We start from the raw sequence: 15,668 nt of genomic DNA, 5'->3' as shown, positions 1-15,668 counted from the left end.
GGGAAAACCTCAACAATTACCAGGCTGTAAAGCCACCATCCACCACGACATTCGAACCGGTCATGTAAGACGAAGCATCGGATGCCAAGAAACGGATGATGCCGTTATATTCATTGATCTCGGCCTGACGACGCATTGGCACGCGATCAAGGAAGGCATCGATGAATTCCTTATCGAAACTTGCGGTCTTCACACCACCAAACGAAATCAGGTTCACACGAACGTTCTTTTCACCCCAATAGGTGCCAAGATAGCGCGTAAGATTGATCAGGCCCGACTTGGAAGCCGCATAGGAAATCGCCTTGATAAAGGGAACGCCATCGCGCTTTTCACGATAGGCGTAAAGTGCCTGATTGGGTGAAACCAGACCATAGATCGAGCCAACATTGATGATCGAACCCCGACCTTCAGAAGCCATGTGGCTGCCGATAACCTGACTGGTCAGCATAACGCCGGTGAGGTTGGTATCGATGATGTCATCCCAGAATTTCTGCGGATAGACCTCGAACGGTGCATTCTGCTCTGCTGAACCGTCTGGCTTTGAATCGATGCCCGCATTGTTGACAAGCACATGTGGCACACCCCAATCGGCGATCAACTGCTTGGTCGCAGCTTCCAGCGCGGCCTTATCCGTGACGCTTGCTTCATAGACACGAATGCGGTCTTCAAGTCCGGGAAACTTTTCAGCAATCTGCTCACGTGTGAACGGGCGACGGCTGAAGATCGCCACTTTTGCACCGGCTTCGGCCAGCGACTTGGAAAACTGCGTTCCCAGCTGCCCAAGTCCGCCTGTTACAACCGCAACGCGATCTTTGACGCTAAAAATATCAGTCATTATTGTGTTCTCCTCGCAGATTTTATGCCTTGGCCGACGTGTCGATGGCTTCGCGTGCGCGACGGTTTCCTTCATTGAGGAACATCACATCATTGCCCATGATGATCATGTCCACGCCCTTCTTCTTGAGCGCAGTCACGCTTTCAGCAACCGGCGGAATGCATGGGGCCATAACCTTGATGTCGCGCGCATGGCACTTCTCGATGAGCTCGCTCAGCTTCTCATCGACTTCCGGATGCGACATCGAATAGTCGATAGAAATGCGGCGCGAGATTGAGTAATCGGCTGGGCCGAAGTTGATGACGTCAATGCCTTCGACATCGAGAATTTCATCGATATTGTCGAAGAACTCAAAGCTCTCAGCCATTGGGATTACAAGCTTATTGGCGTTCTCACGTTCCATATAGGACGACCATTGAAAGCCCGGTCCGGCAAATCCTGCGGCACGGCAGGACGCATCACCACCACGACGACCATAAGGTGGGAATTTTGCAGCGCGCACGATAGCGCGGGCCTGTTCCGCTGTATTGACCTGCGGTACGATAACGCCGGTTGCGCCGATTTCGAGCGACTTGCGGATATCCCATTCATTGGTGCCGCGAACGCGGACCAACGGTGCAATACCCGACAGAAGTGCTGCCATCACCAGCTTTTCCATATGGGTATCGATATTGACCGGTGTATGTTCGGCGTCAATGAATGCGAAATCCAGACCCCAGTTGCCAGCAACTTCGATTGCTGTCGTCGAACCGGTGTAGAATGTCGTACCGAATGTCGCTTCGCCATTGCGTAGCTTTTCGGCCAGTTTAAGATTTTCAACTACAGGCACTGCTCTCTCCTTGAGTCAGTTGTTATGTGGGGAATAGAATTTAGTTGGATCACTTCACGTCGGAGGCAATAAAGGCCTGCAACTCCGGCGTTTTAGGATTTGCGAAAAGGTCTTCGGAAAGGCCAGCCTCCCAGACTTTGCCCTCGTGCATGAAAACGGTATGGGTCGCGACACGACGGGCAAAACCCATCTCATGCGTGACTAGAAGCATGGTCATGCCAGTTTTGGCGAGTTCGGCTATGGTCTTCAAAACCTCACCGGTCAGCTCCGGATCAAGCGCCGAGGTCACTTCGTCAAACAGCATGACTTTCGGCTTCATCGCCAATGATCTGGCAATCGCTGCGCGCTGCTGTTGCCCGCCGGATAGGGAATCCGGATAAGCGTTTTTCTTCTCAAGCAGGCCGACTTTCGACAACACTTCATCGACCAGCGCATCTTGCTCCGCCTTGGGCACGTTTTTGACGATGCGTGGCGCCAGCTTGATATTTTCAGCGACCGTTAAATGGGGGAACAGATTATAGCTCTGGAACACCATCCCCACCTCCTTGCGCAAATCGCGCAGGCGTTTGTTGGTGCCATCCAGCTTGTGTCCAACCACCTCAATCGACCCGGCGTCAAACAACTCAAGCCCATTGATGCAGCGAAGCATGGTGCTCTTGCCCGAACCGGACCGCCCGATTACCGCGACTGTTTCGCCCGGTTCGACCGAAAGGTTCACGCCCTTCAACACAGGAAGATATCCGAAAGATTTTTGCAGGTTATCAATGCGCAGCGCTGGCATTTTTCTGCTCCTTTAATTTCTCGCTCCACCACGACAACGGATAGCAAAGGGCGAAATACATCACCGCAACAGTCAGAAAGACGTGGAAAGGCTGGAAGGTCATATTATTCAGAAGCTGTCCGGCACGGGTGAGTTCGACAAAGCCGATCAGGGCCGTTACCGAGGTATTCTTGATCACCTGCACCATGAAACCAACAGTTGGTCCGAGAGCGATGCGGAATGCTTGCGGCAAGATCACATAACGCAGGGTTTGTGGTCCGCTGAGCGCGAGTGAATCCGAGGCTTCCCACTGGGCACGCGGAATGGATTCAATACATCCGCGCCAGATATCCGCCAAAAAGGCCGTCGTATAAATCGTCAGCGAGATCGCTGCGGCAGCCAGTGGCGGGAAGTAGAACCCAAGGAAGCTCAAGCCGTAGAACGACAGGAACAACAGGATCAGAAGCGGCGTTGCCTGCACGAGCTGGATATAGCCCATGATGATCCAGCGCAGCCATTTTGGTCCCAGCGAGCGACCCAGCGCAAAGAGCAATCCCAGAAAACCGCCGCAGACAAAAGTGATGAGTGAAAGACCGACCGTCCACCAAAGGCCTTGGATCAGGAACTGTATGCTTGTCCATCCGAATGACTGGATCATGGCTTTTGCTCCTGTACGTCGAGCATCAATGCAGCCGTCTCATTGCTGACATCCACGCGGCGGCGGAACAGCCAAAGGCCAAACAGCATGTAGATGAAGCGGAAAAAGAAGGTGATACAAATATAGATGGCAGCCACGATCAGGAAGGTTTCAAGACTTCTGAACGTCTGGGACTCGATGGTCCCCGCCGCCATGGTCAGTTCTTTTGCTGAAACCGCCGACACAATTGAAGTGCCCAACAAAGTCAGCGTCAGCTGTCCCGTTAGTGCAGGATACACAATCTGCAAGGCTGGAACCAAAACCACATAGCGCATGACCTGCAGCTGCGACAAACCAAGTGCCAGTCCAGCCTGAATCTGGGTCTTCGGAATTGCAACCAGACCAGCGCGAAATATCTCCGCCGAATAGGCGCCAAGATTGAGCGACACCGCAAAAATTGCTGCCTGATTGGCATCGAGTTTGATCCCTGTATAAGGCAAACCGAAATAAATCAGGAAGAGTTGCACCAGAAGCGGTGTGTTGCGGAATGCTTCGACATAGATCGCGCCGATATTCCTGCCCCAACGCGGACCGTTAAACCGCAGCAGAGACACGGCAAGACCGATCGTCAGGCCGATAGCGATCGCCTCCGCAGACAGAATTATCGTGTTGATTGCGCCGGTTACAAGCTCTGGAGCTCGGGCAAACACCGGAGCGAAGTCCATCACATAGGCCATTGTGTTGATCTTTCAGAGTTAACAGCGGCGCTAAAAGAGATGACGAGACGCCGTAACACTTTAACTTTTATGCTTATTCTTCGGTCGATCCAAACATCGCACAAGGAACACGGCATGAAGGAACGGGATGTCGCATACATTTCGGCATGCGACGCCGATCAGACAGAAAGGACTTAGAATGTCGGGAGTTTTCCACCCGGAATTGGGCCACCAATCCACTTTTGATGGAGTTCATTCAGACGGCCCGTAACTTCTTCGTAGTAGATGAAATTATTCAGCCACTGATGAAGCTCAAATGCATCCTTGCGCGTGGCCATAGACCAGTAGAGCGTAAAGATCGGCACATCTTTCTTGATTTCAAGATTGGTGAGGTTCCGCTTTTTGATGATGTCTTCGGCAACCGTTGCAACTGCTGCTGTGGCATCAACCTGCCCCGAAATCAGCGCCTGCATTGCAAGCGCATCGTCATCGAAACGGACAACTTCAAGCCCTTCGATGCCATAACCACTTACCGCAACATCCTGCGTACTGCCCTTCGGCACCGAGATGCGCTTGCCTGCAAGGTCCTGCAAAGATTCAACCTTGAGGTCTTTTGCAGCAATGAAGCGCATTTCATAAGCGCCATAAGGGTTGGTCATCAGAAAGGTTTTGGCGCGTTCTGGCGTTGCTGTCATCTGCGCAATCAGAAAGTCTACACGACCGGACTCAAGCGCTGCCGAGCGCGAAGCATTATTTACCGGCACGACTTCCAGATTAACGCCGAGCGCCTTTGCGGCATCACGTGCGACTTCGACGAGAAACCCGTCGGTTTTGCCGCTTGCATCAACCGTGTCGTATGGCGGAATGCCTGTCAGCACACCGACCGTGACAGTTCCTTTTCCGGTAATGTCAGACAAAGATTGCGCCATGACTGATGATGCACCAGCGCACAAGGCAGAAGCGAAAGTTGCAGCAAGCGCAAAACGCTTCAACAATTTCGAGATCATGATTTCCTCCAGCTTTTTCTGCCCAAGCACCGTCCCATGGCACTTCGACATTTCCTCCCGCAGTGCCTTTTATTCTGCCCTGATCCTCATCAGGCTGACACAGCATCTGTCATATGACTTATGTCATAAGTTGAGTCAAGCTTCTTTTCCGCGCTTTTGCGCGAGAAAGAAACGTCTCTGGCTTATCCAAGAGGGTAATATTGTGAGAATTTGGCCATAAGAAACCCGGCCTCACCATCCGATGGAATCAGATTAATTTATAATATTATCAAAGTATTATCGATCAGATCGGCGCATCTCACGTGCGGGAAAATAGATGGCGGAGACCATCAAAAACGTTAGGTTCTTTATAAGAAAGTATCTAGCGGAGTGCTTCAAGTTCAGCGATGCGCGCAGCACTATCCTGCTCCAAAGCCCGCGTCATTTCGCGGATAATTGTTTCAGCCAGCACGAAAAGCGCTGCCGATGAGTCCCATGCGGAAGGCACGGTAATACGGCCTGCCAATACGTGGCGTGCCACGCGCGCGATGGGTGAAAGCCACTGATCCGTAATCAGGACGACTTCAACGCCTCGCCCCCTTGCTTTCTCAGCAAGCTTCAACAGACTGTCCTGATAACGGCGTATATCGAAGACGACCAGAACATCTCTTTTGCCCATATCCAGCAAACGATCCCGCCACACACTTTCCTGTCCGCCAAGATGAAACACATGTGGGCGAATAATCGACATATGCGCCGCCATATATTGCGCGATCGGATCGGTGAACCGTCCACCGATCAGATAGACATTTCCCCTGGAATTGCTCAGTGCCGAAACCACTTGCCGCAACTGCTTCTCGCCTAAGTGACGGAAGGTCTCGCGAATATTCTCCAGCGTATGTTCCACTGCCGGATATGCAGCATCCCTGCCCTTTTCGGGATGCTCGTTACGGTGATGCGGCGATTGAAGCTGCGCTGCAAGTTCGTCCTGCAACCGAGCCTGAAAATCGGGGTAATTCTGAAAGCCAAGGCGATTGACGAACCGCAGGATCGTTGGTGAGCTGACACCGGCCTGTGCGGAAAACTCAGCCACAGTTTTAAGCCCCAGCATGGGATAATTCGCGATCAATGTTTGTGCTGCACTGCGTTCACCAGCAGGCATCGTATCAATACGCTCATTAATCAGTTCCGCGACGCTCGTGCTCGTCATTGCGGCATTTTCCATTCTGGCAGCTCTTTTCAAATTCGGGCAAAATTGTGTTTGACAAATTATCATACGACGTATCAAATAATCCGCAATAGCGCATAATTGTAAAAAACGTAACATAAGTTACAGCGCGGGGAACAAGCAGAATGACGGACGAGCGAGATAATCGCGCGGCTACTGGAGCTATGTCTTTTGAGCCGTATTTTGTCATAAACGAGGAAGGGAAAAGCCCCTATCTCTTCGTTTGCGAACACGCATCCAATTTCATACCGGACAGCTTCGACGGACTTGGGCTCGACGCGGAAGCTCTCAACGCGCATATCGCATGGGATCCCGGCGCGGTTGAAGTTGCGAGGCATTTAAGCGCCGCACTCGATGCTCCTCTTGTCGAAGCCGGCCTTTCGCGCCTGCTTATCGATTGCAACCGCCCCCTCGATGCGCGGGATCTTATTCCTGAAATCAGCGAAACAACGGTTGTTCCGGGCAATCACGAACTCGGCTCGGTGGAAAGAACCGCGCGGATTGATCTATCGCACAGACCGTTTCACCGCCGGATCGAAGAGGTCATCAATGCCCGCGCAGCACGCGGTCAGGCATCATGGGTGGTAACCATCCATTCTTTCACCCCGATCTATCGCGGTGTTTCGCGTCCCTGGCAAATTGGCATCATTCACGATCAGGACGACCGGATCGCGGCACCACTGATTGCTGCTTTAAAGCAGGACAGGAGCCTCAATGTCGGGGTGAACGAGCCCTATTCACCCGCTGATCGGGTCTATTACACGCTGGAGCGTCATGCACGACCACGCAATACACCGTGCGCGATGATTGAACTCCGCAACAATGAAATCACGAACAAAGACACACAGGATGCCTGGGCCGCGCGGCTCGCAACAATCTTTACAGATATTGCGAAGACGCTGGACCCTCAACTTCAACTCACCAGACCGAAGGCCTGAAGGAGCGGGAAATGCCGAAGCCGATCAGACTATTCGTCAAATATGTTGATGCGCTGAATTATTATGTCGGGCGCTTTGCCATGTATCTCTTTTTCGTACTTGGCGCCTGCCTTCTTTATTCAACCTTTTCGCGCGTTGTACTGGGTGTGCCGGTGAACTGGGTACTGGAAATGTCCCAGTTCCTTCTCTCTGCCTATTATCTGCTGGGTGGAGCCTATGCCATGCAGCAGGGCGCGCATGTGCGTATGGATCTGTTCTTTGATCGCCTGAGCCCACGCAGGAAGGCGATCACCGATATGATCACCATTCTCTTCATCATCTTCTATCTGGGAGTGATGGTGATGGGCGGCATCTCATCCACCAATTACGCGATCGTCTATAGCCAGAAGAATTATACGGCCTGGGCACCGGTCTTGTGGCCGATCAAACTCATCATGACAGTGGGCATCTTCCTTCTGCTTCTTCAATGCGTCTCGAATTTCTTCAAGGACTGGGCCTCCTGGCGGGGGAAACCAATCGAAACCATTGCAGGCCCTGCGATTGAGGAAGGCCACCACATATGAGTTCCGAATTCATCACACTTTTCATGTTCGCCACGATGATGGTGCTGCTGATGACAGGTCAGCGCGTCTTCGGTGTGATCGGATTTGTGGGCACAATCGCAGCACTTCTGCTCTGGGGCAAGGGTTCCTTCGAGATGCCCTACAATGCCACATTCGCGGTGTTGAACTGGTATCCGCTCATAACTGTGCCGTTCTTTGTTTTCATGGGCTATATGCTCTCGGAATCCGGCATCGCCAGCAATCTCTACCGCATGTTCCATGTCTGGTTTGGAGGCATTCGCGGTGGCCTGGCCTTGGGAACCATTGGCCTGATGGTCATCATTTCCTGCATGAACGGATTGAGCGTCGCGGGCATGGCAATTGGTGCAACCGTCGCACTGCCTGAACTTCTCAAACGCGGTTATAACAAGGTCATGGTGACGGGCGTCATTCAGGCAGGCAGTTCGCTCGGCATTCTGATCCCACCAAGCGTCGTACTGGTGCTTTATGCCATGATTGCACGGCAACCGGTTTTACAGCTCTGGTTGGCGGGTATCGGGCCAGGTCTACTGATGGCTGCCCTCTTTTCTATCTATATTTATATACGCTGTCGCATAAATCCCGAGCTTGGGCCAACCTTGCCCAAGGAAGAACTCGAGCGGATTACATGGGGCGAACGGATCTCGTCGCTTCAGGTCGGGCTGCTTCCGCTTGTCATCTTTGGCACCATGATGGGGCTGTTTCTGACAGGCGTTACAAGCCTCGTTGAAAGCTCGGCTATTGGAGCACTGCTGGCAACTCTGGCAGCGTTGTTCACCAAACGTCTGACGAAAGTTGTTTGGGAAACCACAACGCGTAATACGCTGACTATTACCTGTATGTTCCTCTGGATCATTCTGGCTGCACTTTGCTTCTCGTCGGTCTATGACGGCCTTGGTGCAGTAAAGGCAATCGAGCGTCTCTTGCTTGGCACCTTTGATTTGTCCCCCTGGACAATTCTGGTCCTGATGCTTTTTTCCTTCATCATATTGGGCATGTTCCTTGATGACACAGCTATGCTGGTGATCGTAGCGCCTCTTTATATTCCGTTGGTAAAGAGCTTGGGCTTTAATCCCATCTGGTTTGGCATTCTCTACACCATCACCTGTCAGATCGCGTACATCACACCGCCATTCGGGTACAATCTCTTCATGATGCGGGCGTTGGCACCAAAAGAGGTCACGCTGATGGATATCTACCGGTCCATCGTGCCATTCTTCTTCCTCATGGTGCTGACCATCATCATTCTGATGATCTTTCCGCAGATCGCGATGTGGCTGCCCAATTGGTATATGGGCAAATAATGGGTCCAATTGCGAGGGTTCAGGGGGAACGCATAAGCATGAACGGTCAAAAGAGCCACCAATGGCCAAACCGTTAAAATAGCAGGGAACTTCAAACACTTAATGGGAGAATGGGCATGAGTGAGAATAACAAGCTTAACAAACGCGACTTTCTCAAAAAGGCCGGACTGACAACGGTGGGGGCCATTGGCGCCACCACACTTGCGACGCCTTATGTACGGGCTCAGAGCCCGATCAAATGGCGTCTGCAGACCTATGCGGGTCCGGCACTCGCAGAACATGTCATCAAGCCGTCTATCGACGCCTTCAACAAGGCTGCAAATGGCGAAATGGTGATCGAACTCTATACCGCCGACCAGCTCGTCCCGCAGGGCGAACTCTTCCGCGCTGTTCAGGCCGGTACAATCGATGCAGCGCAAAGCGACGATGACTCCATGGCCTCGCCAGTCGATGTCGCCGTATTCGGGGCCTATTTCCCGTTTGCGTCGCGCTATAGTCTCGACGTACCTGCACTCTTCAACTGGTACGGTCTCAATGAAATCTGGGAAGAAGCGTATAAGGAAATCCCGGGCGTCACATGGCTCAGCGCCGGTTCATGGGACCCTTGCAACTTTGTGACGACAAAGCCGATCCGCAGCGTTGCGGATCTTAAGGGCCTGCGCGTCTTCACCTTCCCCACCGGCGGTCGCTTCCTGACAAAATTCGGCGTCGTTCCGGTCACATTGCCATGGGAAGATATCGAAGTCGCCATCCAGACCGGCGAGCTTGATGGTGTTGCATGGTGCGGTGCGACGGAGGCCTATACGGTTGGTTGGGCAGACATTAACAAATACTACCTCACCAACAACATCAATGGCGCTTGGGCCGGTTCCTATTTCGCGAATACTGAAAAATGGGAAGCCGTGCCGGACCATCTCAAGACGCTGTTCCGCCTTGCTATGGATTCATCGCACTACCATCGCCAGCATTGGTATTGGTGGGGTGAAGCGCATTATCGCACCACCGGCGGCAAGCTCGAACTCACCACCATTCCAGAATCTGAGTGGAAACAGATCGAAGACGCAGCCCTTGAGTTCTGGGACGACGTTGCCAAGCAGAGCGAACGCAATGCCAAGGTGGTCGCGATCCTGAAGAAATATCAGGAAACCATGCGCAATGCGGGCGCGCCTTATCGCTACAGCTAACAATTCAGGGCGTCGCGCAACAATGCGCGGCGCCCATGATTTTTTCCCGTGAGGAGCGAAGCATTAAATGGCCGAACAGTTGACTTTCGATACACTGAAAAAAGCCGTCGCAAATGACGAGATTGATACCGTGCTTGCATGTTTTGTTGACATGCAGGGGCGTCTGATTGGCAAACGCTTCTACGGACCATTCTTTGTGGAATCCGCCCACGATGAAACGCATGGCTGCAACTATCTTCTGGCTGACGACATCGATATGGAACCGGTGCCGGGTTATGAAGCTGCAAGCTGGGACAAGGGCTATGGCGATTTCGTCATAAAGCCCGATCTTTCAACGTTGCGCCTCGCACCATGGCTGGAAAAGACGGCAATTGTTCTCTGCGATGTGCTTGATCATCATGATCACGAAGACCTTGCGCATTCACCGCGCGGCATCCTGAAAAAGCAGCTGGCGCGCCTGCATGAGCGTGGTTATCGCGCCTATTTCGCGTCAGAGCTGGAATTTTACCTCTTCGATGAGACTTACAAAACGGCGCGCGCCAAACACTGGCACGAGATGGAGACCGCCTCTCCCTATGTGCAGGATTATGTGATCCACCTGACCACCAAGGAAGAGCAGGTTCTGCGCGCCATGCGCAATCATCTTGGGGCTGCGGGTATTCCGGTTGAGAACTCCAAGGGCGAATGGGGCCCCGGACAACAGGAACTCAATGTTCGCTATGCCGAAGCGCTGGAAATGGCCGACCGCCATGTCATCATGAAAAATGCCATGAAGGAAATAGCCGAGGCACACGGCAAGTGCATCACTTTCATGGCTAAGTATGATTATTCCAGAGCTGGAAGTTCAAGCCACATCCACAATTCCATCTGGAGCGCCGACGGCAAGGAACCACTATTCTTCGATCCCAAAGCACCCAATACCATGACACCGCTGATGCGCTCATGGGTGGCGGGGCAGCTCAAATATGCCGTCGATTACACCTATTTTCTGGCACCCTATATCAACTCCTATAAGCGCTTTCAGGCTGGTACATTCGCGCCGACGAAGATTATGTGGAGCCAGGACAACCGCACGGCAGGTTTTAGACTTTGCGGCGAAGGCACCAAAGGCATTCGTATCGAGTGCCGCATCGGCGGTGCTGATCTTAACCCCTATCTGGCTTTTGCCGCGCTTATTGCGGCAGGGCTTAAGGGCATCGACGAAAACCTCGAACTGGAAGATCCGTTCGTGGGTGACGCCTATAGCGCGGTCAAGCTCAAGGAAATTCCTTACACCTTACGCGAAGCAGCAGAGGCTCTCAAAAACTCGGCATTCCTCAAGGAAGCGCTCGGAGAAAGCGTGGTCAATCACTATGTCCACACCGCTCATTGGGAGCAGATCGAATATGACCGCCGCGTTACCGATTGGGAACTGCATCGCGGCTTTGAACGGTATTGACCTGCGGTCACGAAACAGACTGAAATACAGAATGACTTCATACAAAGGAACTGCCCGATGAGCGGCACAGCCAAGATCATCTCCCCAATTGATGGCTCGATTTATGCGGAGCGTCCTTATGCGAGTGACGCCGCGATCAACGCTGCAGTCACTGCAGCACGGCAGGCGCAGGTCAGATGGGCCGCAACGAGCATCGCAGAACGGGCCAGCTATTGTCGTGCGGCATTGGATGTACTTGCCGCAATGCAGGAGGCAATCATTCCTGAAATTGCCTGGCAGATGGGCCGCCCAACGCGCTATGGCGGCGAGAACGGCGGCGTGCAGGAGCGCGGCCAATATATGATCGACATCGCCGACGAAGCGCTGAACCCTTATGTACCCACGCAGAAGGATGGTTTCCGTCGTTACGTAAAGCACGTTCCGCTTGGCGTTGTTATGGTCATTGCACCGTGGAATTATCCTTATCTCACTGCAGTCAATACCATCATTCCGGCCCTGATGGCGGGCAACAGCGTGATCCTCAAACACGCCACGCAGACATTGCTGACCGGCGAACGTTTTGCGCAGGCTTTCGAGAAGGCGGGGATTCCAAAAGGTGTCTTCCAGAATATTGTTCTGGATCACGCATCGACTGAGAAGCTGCTCGCATCCGGCAGCATCGACCATGTCAATTTCACCGGCTCCGTTGGTGGCGGACGCGCCATCGAAAAAGCTGCGGCAGGCACTTTCATGTCGCTTGGGCTGGAACTTGGCGGAAAAGATCCGGCTTACGTTTTGCCGGACGTCAACCTCGATTATGCCGTCGCCAATCTGGTCGATGGCGCGTTCTTCAATTCCGGCCAGTGCTGCTGCGGCATCGAACGTATTTATGTGCACGAGGCCGTTTATGACCGCTTCGTCGACGGCTTCATCGATCTCACAAAGCAATATGTCGTTGGTAATCCACTGGATAGCACAACAACGCTTGGGCCGATGGCGCAGGCACGCTTTGCTGATCTCATTCGGGAGCAGAAGGCCGAAGCTTTGCGCAAAGGCGCTAAAGCCCATGTAAACATGACAGTCGGCAATGACGTTTCCGGTTCGCCTTATATTGCGCCGGAAGTGCTCACCCATGTCGATCATCAGATGAGTGTCATGCGTGAAGAAAGCTTCGGCCCCATTGTTGGCATCATGAAAGTGCGCAATGATGAGGGAGCGCTCGCACTGATGAATGACAGTATTTATGGCCTCACCGCTTCACTCTGGACAACCGATACCGATCACGCGGCAGCACTCGGCGACCGTATTGAAACCGGCACTGTATTCATGAACCGTTGCGATTATCTCGACCCCGCACTTGTGTGGACCGGTGTGAAGGATACCGGCAAAGGCGCTGCCCTTTCACCCATTGGTTACGGCAATCTCACGCGGCCAAAATCCTTCCATCTGCGTGAAAAACTCTGACCAATTTGTCTGACGTATTTACCTCACGCAAAACCGCATCAGACTTTTGCTGGAAATGCTTTTAATATCTGGAAAGCGATCGACATGACCACTTTGACTGCCAAATGGAATTTCCCGACCACCGTGCTTTTCGGGCCGGGCCGTATCAAGGAACTGCCCACTGTCCTGAAAGCAGCGGGTATTGAACGCCCACTCTTTGTCACAGATCCCGGCCTTGCAAAGTTACCAGTCGTCGCTTCCACACTCGCCATTCTTGATGCGGCTGGCGTCAAATATGCGGTTTTTTCCGATGTGAAGCCGAACCCGGTCGAAAGCAATCTTTATGCTGGCGTCAAGGTTTTCAACGAAGGCAAGCATGATGGTGTGATTGCATTTGGCGGAGGTTCGGCGCTTGATCTTGGCAAGCTTATCGCATTTCAGGCAGGCCAGACCCGCGACGTCTGGGATTTTGAAGACATTGGGGACTGGTGGACACGCGCTGACAGCAACGCAATTGCACCGATCATTGCTGTGCCAACAACCGCTGGAACGGGCTCGGAAGTTGGTCGCGCTGGCGTTCTGACCAACGAAGCAACGCACACCAAGAAAGTTATTTTCCATCCGAAAATGCTGCCCGTGACCGTCATTGCCGATCCGGAACTCTCAACCGGCATGCCGCCCTTCATCACGGTCGGCACCGGCATGGATGCGCTGGCACATTGTCTGGAAGCTTATTGCGCACCGGGCTTTCATCCGATGGCTGACGGCATTGCTGTTGAAGGCATCCGTCTTGTGTTTGAAAATCTTCCAAAAGCCTATGCCAATGGCGCGGATATCGAAGCACGTGCCAATCTGATGGCTGCGGCCTCCATGGGGGCGACGGCTTTCCAAAAGGGGCTTGGCGCAATCCATTCCCTCTCCCACCCCATCGGTGCGCTTTACGACACACATCATGGTATGACCAATGCCGTCTTCATGCCCTATGTGCTCAAACACAACCGCGCGGCTATCGAAAAGCGCATTGAACGCCTTGCCGATTATCTTGGCATCAAAGGTGGCTTCGACGGCTTTGTCGATGCCATCATGAAGCTGCGCAAAGACCTCGGGGTACCGAATACTTTGCCGGAATTCGTCAAAGGGCTCGAAATGGACGCAGCGCGCAAAGACTTGATCGCCGAAATGGCTATTGTCGATCCAACTGCTGGCGGCAACCCGATTGAGCTTACAAAACAGGGTGCGCTTGATCTGCTGAATGCAGCCCTGACTGGAAAACTCTGACCGGAATCCGGTCAGAGCATTTTCAAATTTATAGCATTTCCAGCAAAAGTGCGAAGCGCCTCCGCAGGGAAATCAGTTCGCCGGACTGATTTCTTTTCCTGCTGCGATGCGTCGGATAATGCGTAAAAACAAAGAGTTACAGCGGCTCCAACGATTCAGTCTTAACTGGAACCGCTGTAAGCGTAGTTGCGAATTCGCGGCTACGCTTTTTGTTCGACCAGATCGCGTCGTTCCCTGGCTTCCGCATCAAGCTTTTGCGCTTTCTCAACAGAGAGCACAGATACCGTTGTGATCAGGCAATAAAGCGCAGTAATCACGGCAACTGGCCAGGCGGAATCGTACCAGCTCACCAAAGCTGTTGCGAGCAGCGGCAGCGGGCCAACAAAGAGCGCACCAGTCACTTCTCGTGCAAAAGCAATCGCACTGTAGCGAACTTCTGTTGGGAAAATGTCGCAATAAAACGATGGCTGAACGCCGAACGAAGAACGCGCGCCAATCGCATGGCCGATGATAATCAGCACCACTGCAGTCCAAGGCGTGCCGGCACCCAGAAGCTGGAAATACACCAGCGAGTAGATTGCGGCAGCAGCAGACCCCATAGCCATGATCGGCACACGACCAACGCGGTCAGACAGAGCGCCAAATACCACGCACATAACTGCACCGAACGCACTTGAAAGCATCACACCAATAAGGATGATTTCCCGCGGGAAACCGAGCTTCGATGTCGCATAGGCCAATGTGAATGTCTGAAACACATAGGACAGGTTTGGCGCGAAATTTGCACCCATTGCCGCAAGCATTGTTCTTGGATGATCCCGAAGCACTTCGAGCACCGGCAGTTTCGCGTCGCGACGCTCTTCCTTTACCTGCAAAAACTCAGGCGATTCAGGCACTTTCTGGCGAATATAGATGCCGAGGAACAGCACCAGGCCGCTTAACAGGAACGGTACGCGCCAGCCCCAACTCATGAAGGCTTCTTCCGGCAGAAGCGTGAAAAGCGCAAAGACGCCTGCTGCAAGAATTGTCGCCACATCAACAGCTGCGGCAGGAAGACTTGCAAAGAAGCCACGGCGATTACCAGCAATCTCACCCGCCATGACCACAGCGCCCGCATATTCTGCACCTGCACCAAGCCCCTGAACGACGCGAAGAGCCAGCAACAGGATCGGTGCCCAGATGCCAATTGAATCGTAAGTCGGTAGACAACCGATCAATGTGGTGCTGATACCCATCATCAGAAGGGTAAGCATCAGCACAGGCTTGCGTCCGATGCGGTCGCCCATCCAACCAAAGATGATGCCGCCCAGCGGACGCACCAGAAAACCGACCGTATAGGTCGCAAAAGACGCAATGATACCGGTTGTCGGATCAAATTGCGGAAAGAACAGATGGTTGAAGATCAGCGCTGCAGCCGTTGCGTAAAGAATGAAGTCATACCATTCAATGACGGTACCGATGGTGCTGGCAAAAATTGTACTGCCAAGCGCCTTCTGCTTGCTCATAGTTTCGGTTGTCAAAATCCCTCTCCC

General features: G+C 53.0%; 15 protein-coding genes. 7 read left to right on the top strand and 8 right to left on the bottom strand.

The window, feature by feature from the left end; all coding sequences use genetic code 11:
• Nucleotides 1–16: 16 nt before the first annotated feature.
• From ACSME1_RS15620 to ACSME1_RS15590, 7 genes are all read right to left on the bottom strand, one after another.
• Nucleotides 17–835 carry an SDR family oxidoreductase gene (locus ACSME1_RS15620; protein ID WP_024900189.1) on the bottom strand — a complete coding sequence of 273 codons (819 nt, stop codon included), beginning with the start codon at nt 833–835 and terminating at the stop codon, nt 17–19.
• Nucleotides 836–857: 22 nt separating this feature from the next.
• The gene (locus ACSME1_RS15615; protein WP_024900188.1) at nt 858–1,664 is read right to left on the bottom strand and encodes an HpcH/HpaI aldolase family protein; all 807 of its coding nucleotides are present in this window, start codon (nt 1,662–1,664) and stop codon (nt 858–860) included.
• Nucleotides 1,665–1,713: 49 nt separating this feature from the next.
• Nucleotides 1,714–2,445, bottom strand: coding sequence for an amino acid ABC transporter ATP-binding protein (locus ACSME1_RS15610; protein WP_024900187.1), 732 nt, complete (start codon nt 2,443–2,445; stop codon nt 1,714–1,716).
• Nucleotides 2,426–3,082 (bottom strand): amino acid ABC transporter permease, encoded by a 657-nt coding sequence (locus ACSME1_RS15605; RefSeq protein ID WP_024900186.1) that lies wholly within the window; start codon nt 3,080–3,082, stop codon nt 2,426–2,428. Before ACSME1_RS15605 ends, ACSME1_RS15610 begins: the two co-directional genes overlap by 20 nt.
• A complete protein-coding gene (locus ACSME1_RS15600; RefSeq protein ID WP_024900185.1) occupies nt 3,079–3,798 on the bottom strand; it encodes an amino acid ABC transporter permease in 720 nt (239 codons plus the stop codon). Before ACSME1_RS15600 ends, ACSME1_RS15605 begins: the two co-directional genes overlap by 4 nt.
• A 173-nt stretch (nt 3,799–3,971) precedes the next feature.
• Nucleotides 3,972–4,835: a transporter substrate-binding domain-containing protein gene (locus tag ACSME1_RS15595; protein WP_051514979.1), complete on the bottom strand. Its 864-nt coding sequence runs from the start codon at nt 4,833–4,835 to the stop codon at nt 3,972–3,974.
• Nucleotides 4,836–5,145: 310 nt separating this feature from the next.
• Nucleotides 5,146–5,988: a MurR/RpiR family transcriptional regulator gene (locus tag ACSME1_RS15590; RefSeq protein ID WP_105707571.1), complete on the bottom strand. Its 843-nt coding sequence runs from the start codon at nt 5,986–5,988 to the stop codon at nt 5,146–5,148.
• A gap of 128 nt (nt 5,989–6,116) precedes the next feature.
• On the opposite strand from ACSME1_RS15590, the gene ACSME1_RS15585 reads away from it, so the two are divergent.
• The 7 genes from ACSME1_RS15585 to ACSME1_RS15555 all read left to right on the top strand — a co-directional run bounded on the left by ACSME1_RS15585 (nt 6,117) and on the right by ACSME1_RS15555 (nt 14,136).
• Entirely contained in the window at nt 6,117–6,929 is an 813-nt protein-coding gene (locus ACSME1_RS15585) for an N-formylglutamate amidohydrolase (RefSeq protein WP_105707569.1), read from the top strand.
• An 11-nt stretch (nt 6,930–6,940) separates the two neighbouring features.
• A complete protein-coding gene (locus ACSME1_RS15580) occupies nt 6,941–7,492 on the top strand; it encodes a TRAP transporter small permease subunit (protein ID WP_024900181.1) in 552 nt (183 codons plus the stop codon).
• The gene (locus ACSME1_RS15575) at nt 7,489–8,814 is read left to right on the top strand and encodes a TRAP transporter large permease (protein WP_024900180.1); all 1,326 of its coding nucleotides are present in this window, start codon (nt 7,489–7,491) and stop codon (nt 8,812–8,814) included. The genes ACSME1_RS15580 and ACSME1_RS15575 overlap by 4 nt, the downstream gene beginning before the upstream one ends.
• A 116-nt stretch (nt 8,815–8,930) precedes the next feature.
• Nucleotides 8,931–9,998 (top strand): TRAP transporter substrate-binding protein, encoded by a 1,068-nt coding sequence (locus tag ACSME1_RS15570; RefSeq protein WP_024900179.1) that lies wholly within the window; start codon nt 8,931–8,933, stop codon nt 9,996–9,998.
• A gap of 67 nt (nt 9,999–10,065) precedes the next feature.
• The gene (locus tag ACSME1_RS15565; protein ID WP_024900178.1) at nt 10,066–11,436 is read left to right on the top strand and encodes a glutamine synthetase family protein; all 1,371 of its coding nucleotides are present in this window, start codon (nt 10,066–10,068) and stop codon (nt 11,434–11,436) included.
• A 57-nt stretch (nt 11,437–11,493) separates the two neighbouring features.
• Entirely contained in the window at nt 11,494–12,879 is a 1,386-nt protein-coding gene (locus ACSME1_RS15560) for an aldehyde dehydrogenase family protein (protein ID WP_435654971.1), read from the top strand.
• An 84-nt stretch (nt 12,880–12,963) separates the two neighbouring features.
• The gene (locus ACSME1_RS15555; RefSeq protein ID WP_024900176.1) at nt 12,964–14,136 is read left to right on the top strand and encodes an iron-containing alcohol dehydrogenase; all 1,173 of its coding nucleotides are present in this window, start codon (nt 12,964–12,966) and stop codon (nt 14,134–14,136) included.
• A 200-nt stretch (nt 14,137–14,336) separates the two neighbouring features.
• On the opposite strand, the gene ACSME1_RS15550 is transcribed toward ACSME1_RS15555, so the two are convergent.
• Complete coding sequence (locus tag ACSME1_RS15550; RefSeq protein ID WP_161662586.1) at nt 14,337–15,656, bottom strand: MFS transporter; 1,320 nt, start codon at nt 15,654–15,656, stop codon at nt 14,337–14,339.
• Nucleotides 15,657–15,668 lie beyond the last annotated feature (12 nt).

Origin of the sequence: Brucella pituitosa, from assembly GCF_965577835.1 — a bacterium.
GTDB lineage: Bacteria > Pseudomonadota > Alphaproteobacteria > Rhizobiales > Rhizobiaceae > Brucella > Brucella pituitosa.
This window is presented reverse-complemented; position numbering and strand designations above follow the sequence as displayed.

Excerpts from the sequence above, each read along its gene's own strand:
- ACSME1_RS15620 (WP_024900189.1), bottom strand. The coding sequence starts at position 835 with ATGACTGATATTTTTAGCGTCAAAGATCGCGTTGCGGTTGTAACAGGC.
- ACSME1_RS15610 (WP_024900187.1), bottom strand. The coding sequence starts at position 2,445 with ATGCCAGCGCTGCGCATTGATAACCTGCAAAAATCTTTCGGATATCTT.
- ACSME1_RS15605 (WP_024900186.1), bottom strand. The coding sequence starts at position 3,082 with ATGATCCAGTCATTCGGATGGACAAGCATACAGTTCCTGATCCAAGGC.
- ACSME1_RS15600 (WP_024900185.1), bottom strand. The coding sequence starts at position 3,798 with ATGGCCTATGTGATGGACTTCGCTCCGGTGTTTGCCCGAGCTCCAGAG.
- ACSME1_RS15595 (WP_051514979.1), bottom strand. The coding sequence starts at position 4,835 with ATGTCGAAGTGCCATGGGACGGTGCTTGGGCAGAAAAAGCTGGAGGAA.
- ACSME1_RS15590 (WP_105707571.1), bottom strand. The coding sequence starts at position 5,988 with ATGGAAAATGCCGCAATGACGAGCACGAGCGTCGCGGAACTGATTAAT.
- ACSME1_RS15585 (WP_105707569.1), top strand. The coding sequence starts at position 6,117 with ATGACGGACGAGCGAGATAATCGCGCGGCTACTGGAGCTATGTCTTTT.
- ACSME1_RS15580 (WP_024900181.1), top strand. The coding sequence starts at position 6,941 with ATGCCGAAGCCGATCAGACTATTCGTCAAATATGTTGATGCGCTGAAT.
- ACSME1_RS15575 (WP_024900180.1), top strand. The coding sequence starts at position 7,489 with ATGAGTTCCGAATTCATCACACTTTTCATGTTCGCCACGATGATGGTG.
- ACSME1_RS15570 (WP_024900179.1), top strand. The coding sequence starts at position 8,931 with ATGAGTGAGAATAACAAGCTTAACAAACGCGACTTTCTCAAAAAGGCC.
- ACSME1_RS15565 (WP_024900178.1), top strand. The coding sequence starts at position 10,066 with ATGGCCGAACAGTTGACTTTCGATACACTGAAAAAAGCCGTCGCAAAT.
- ACSME1_RS15560 (WP_435654971.1), top strand. The coding sequence starts at position 11,494 with ATGAGCGGCACAGCCAAGATCATCTCCCCAATTGATGGCTCGATTTAT.
- ACSME1_RS15555 (WP_024900176.1), top strand. The coding sequence starts at position 12,964 with ATGACCACTTTGACTGCCAAATGGAATTTCCCGACCACCGTGCTTTTC.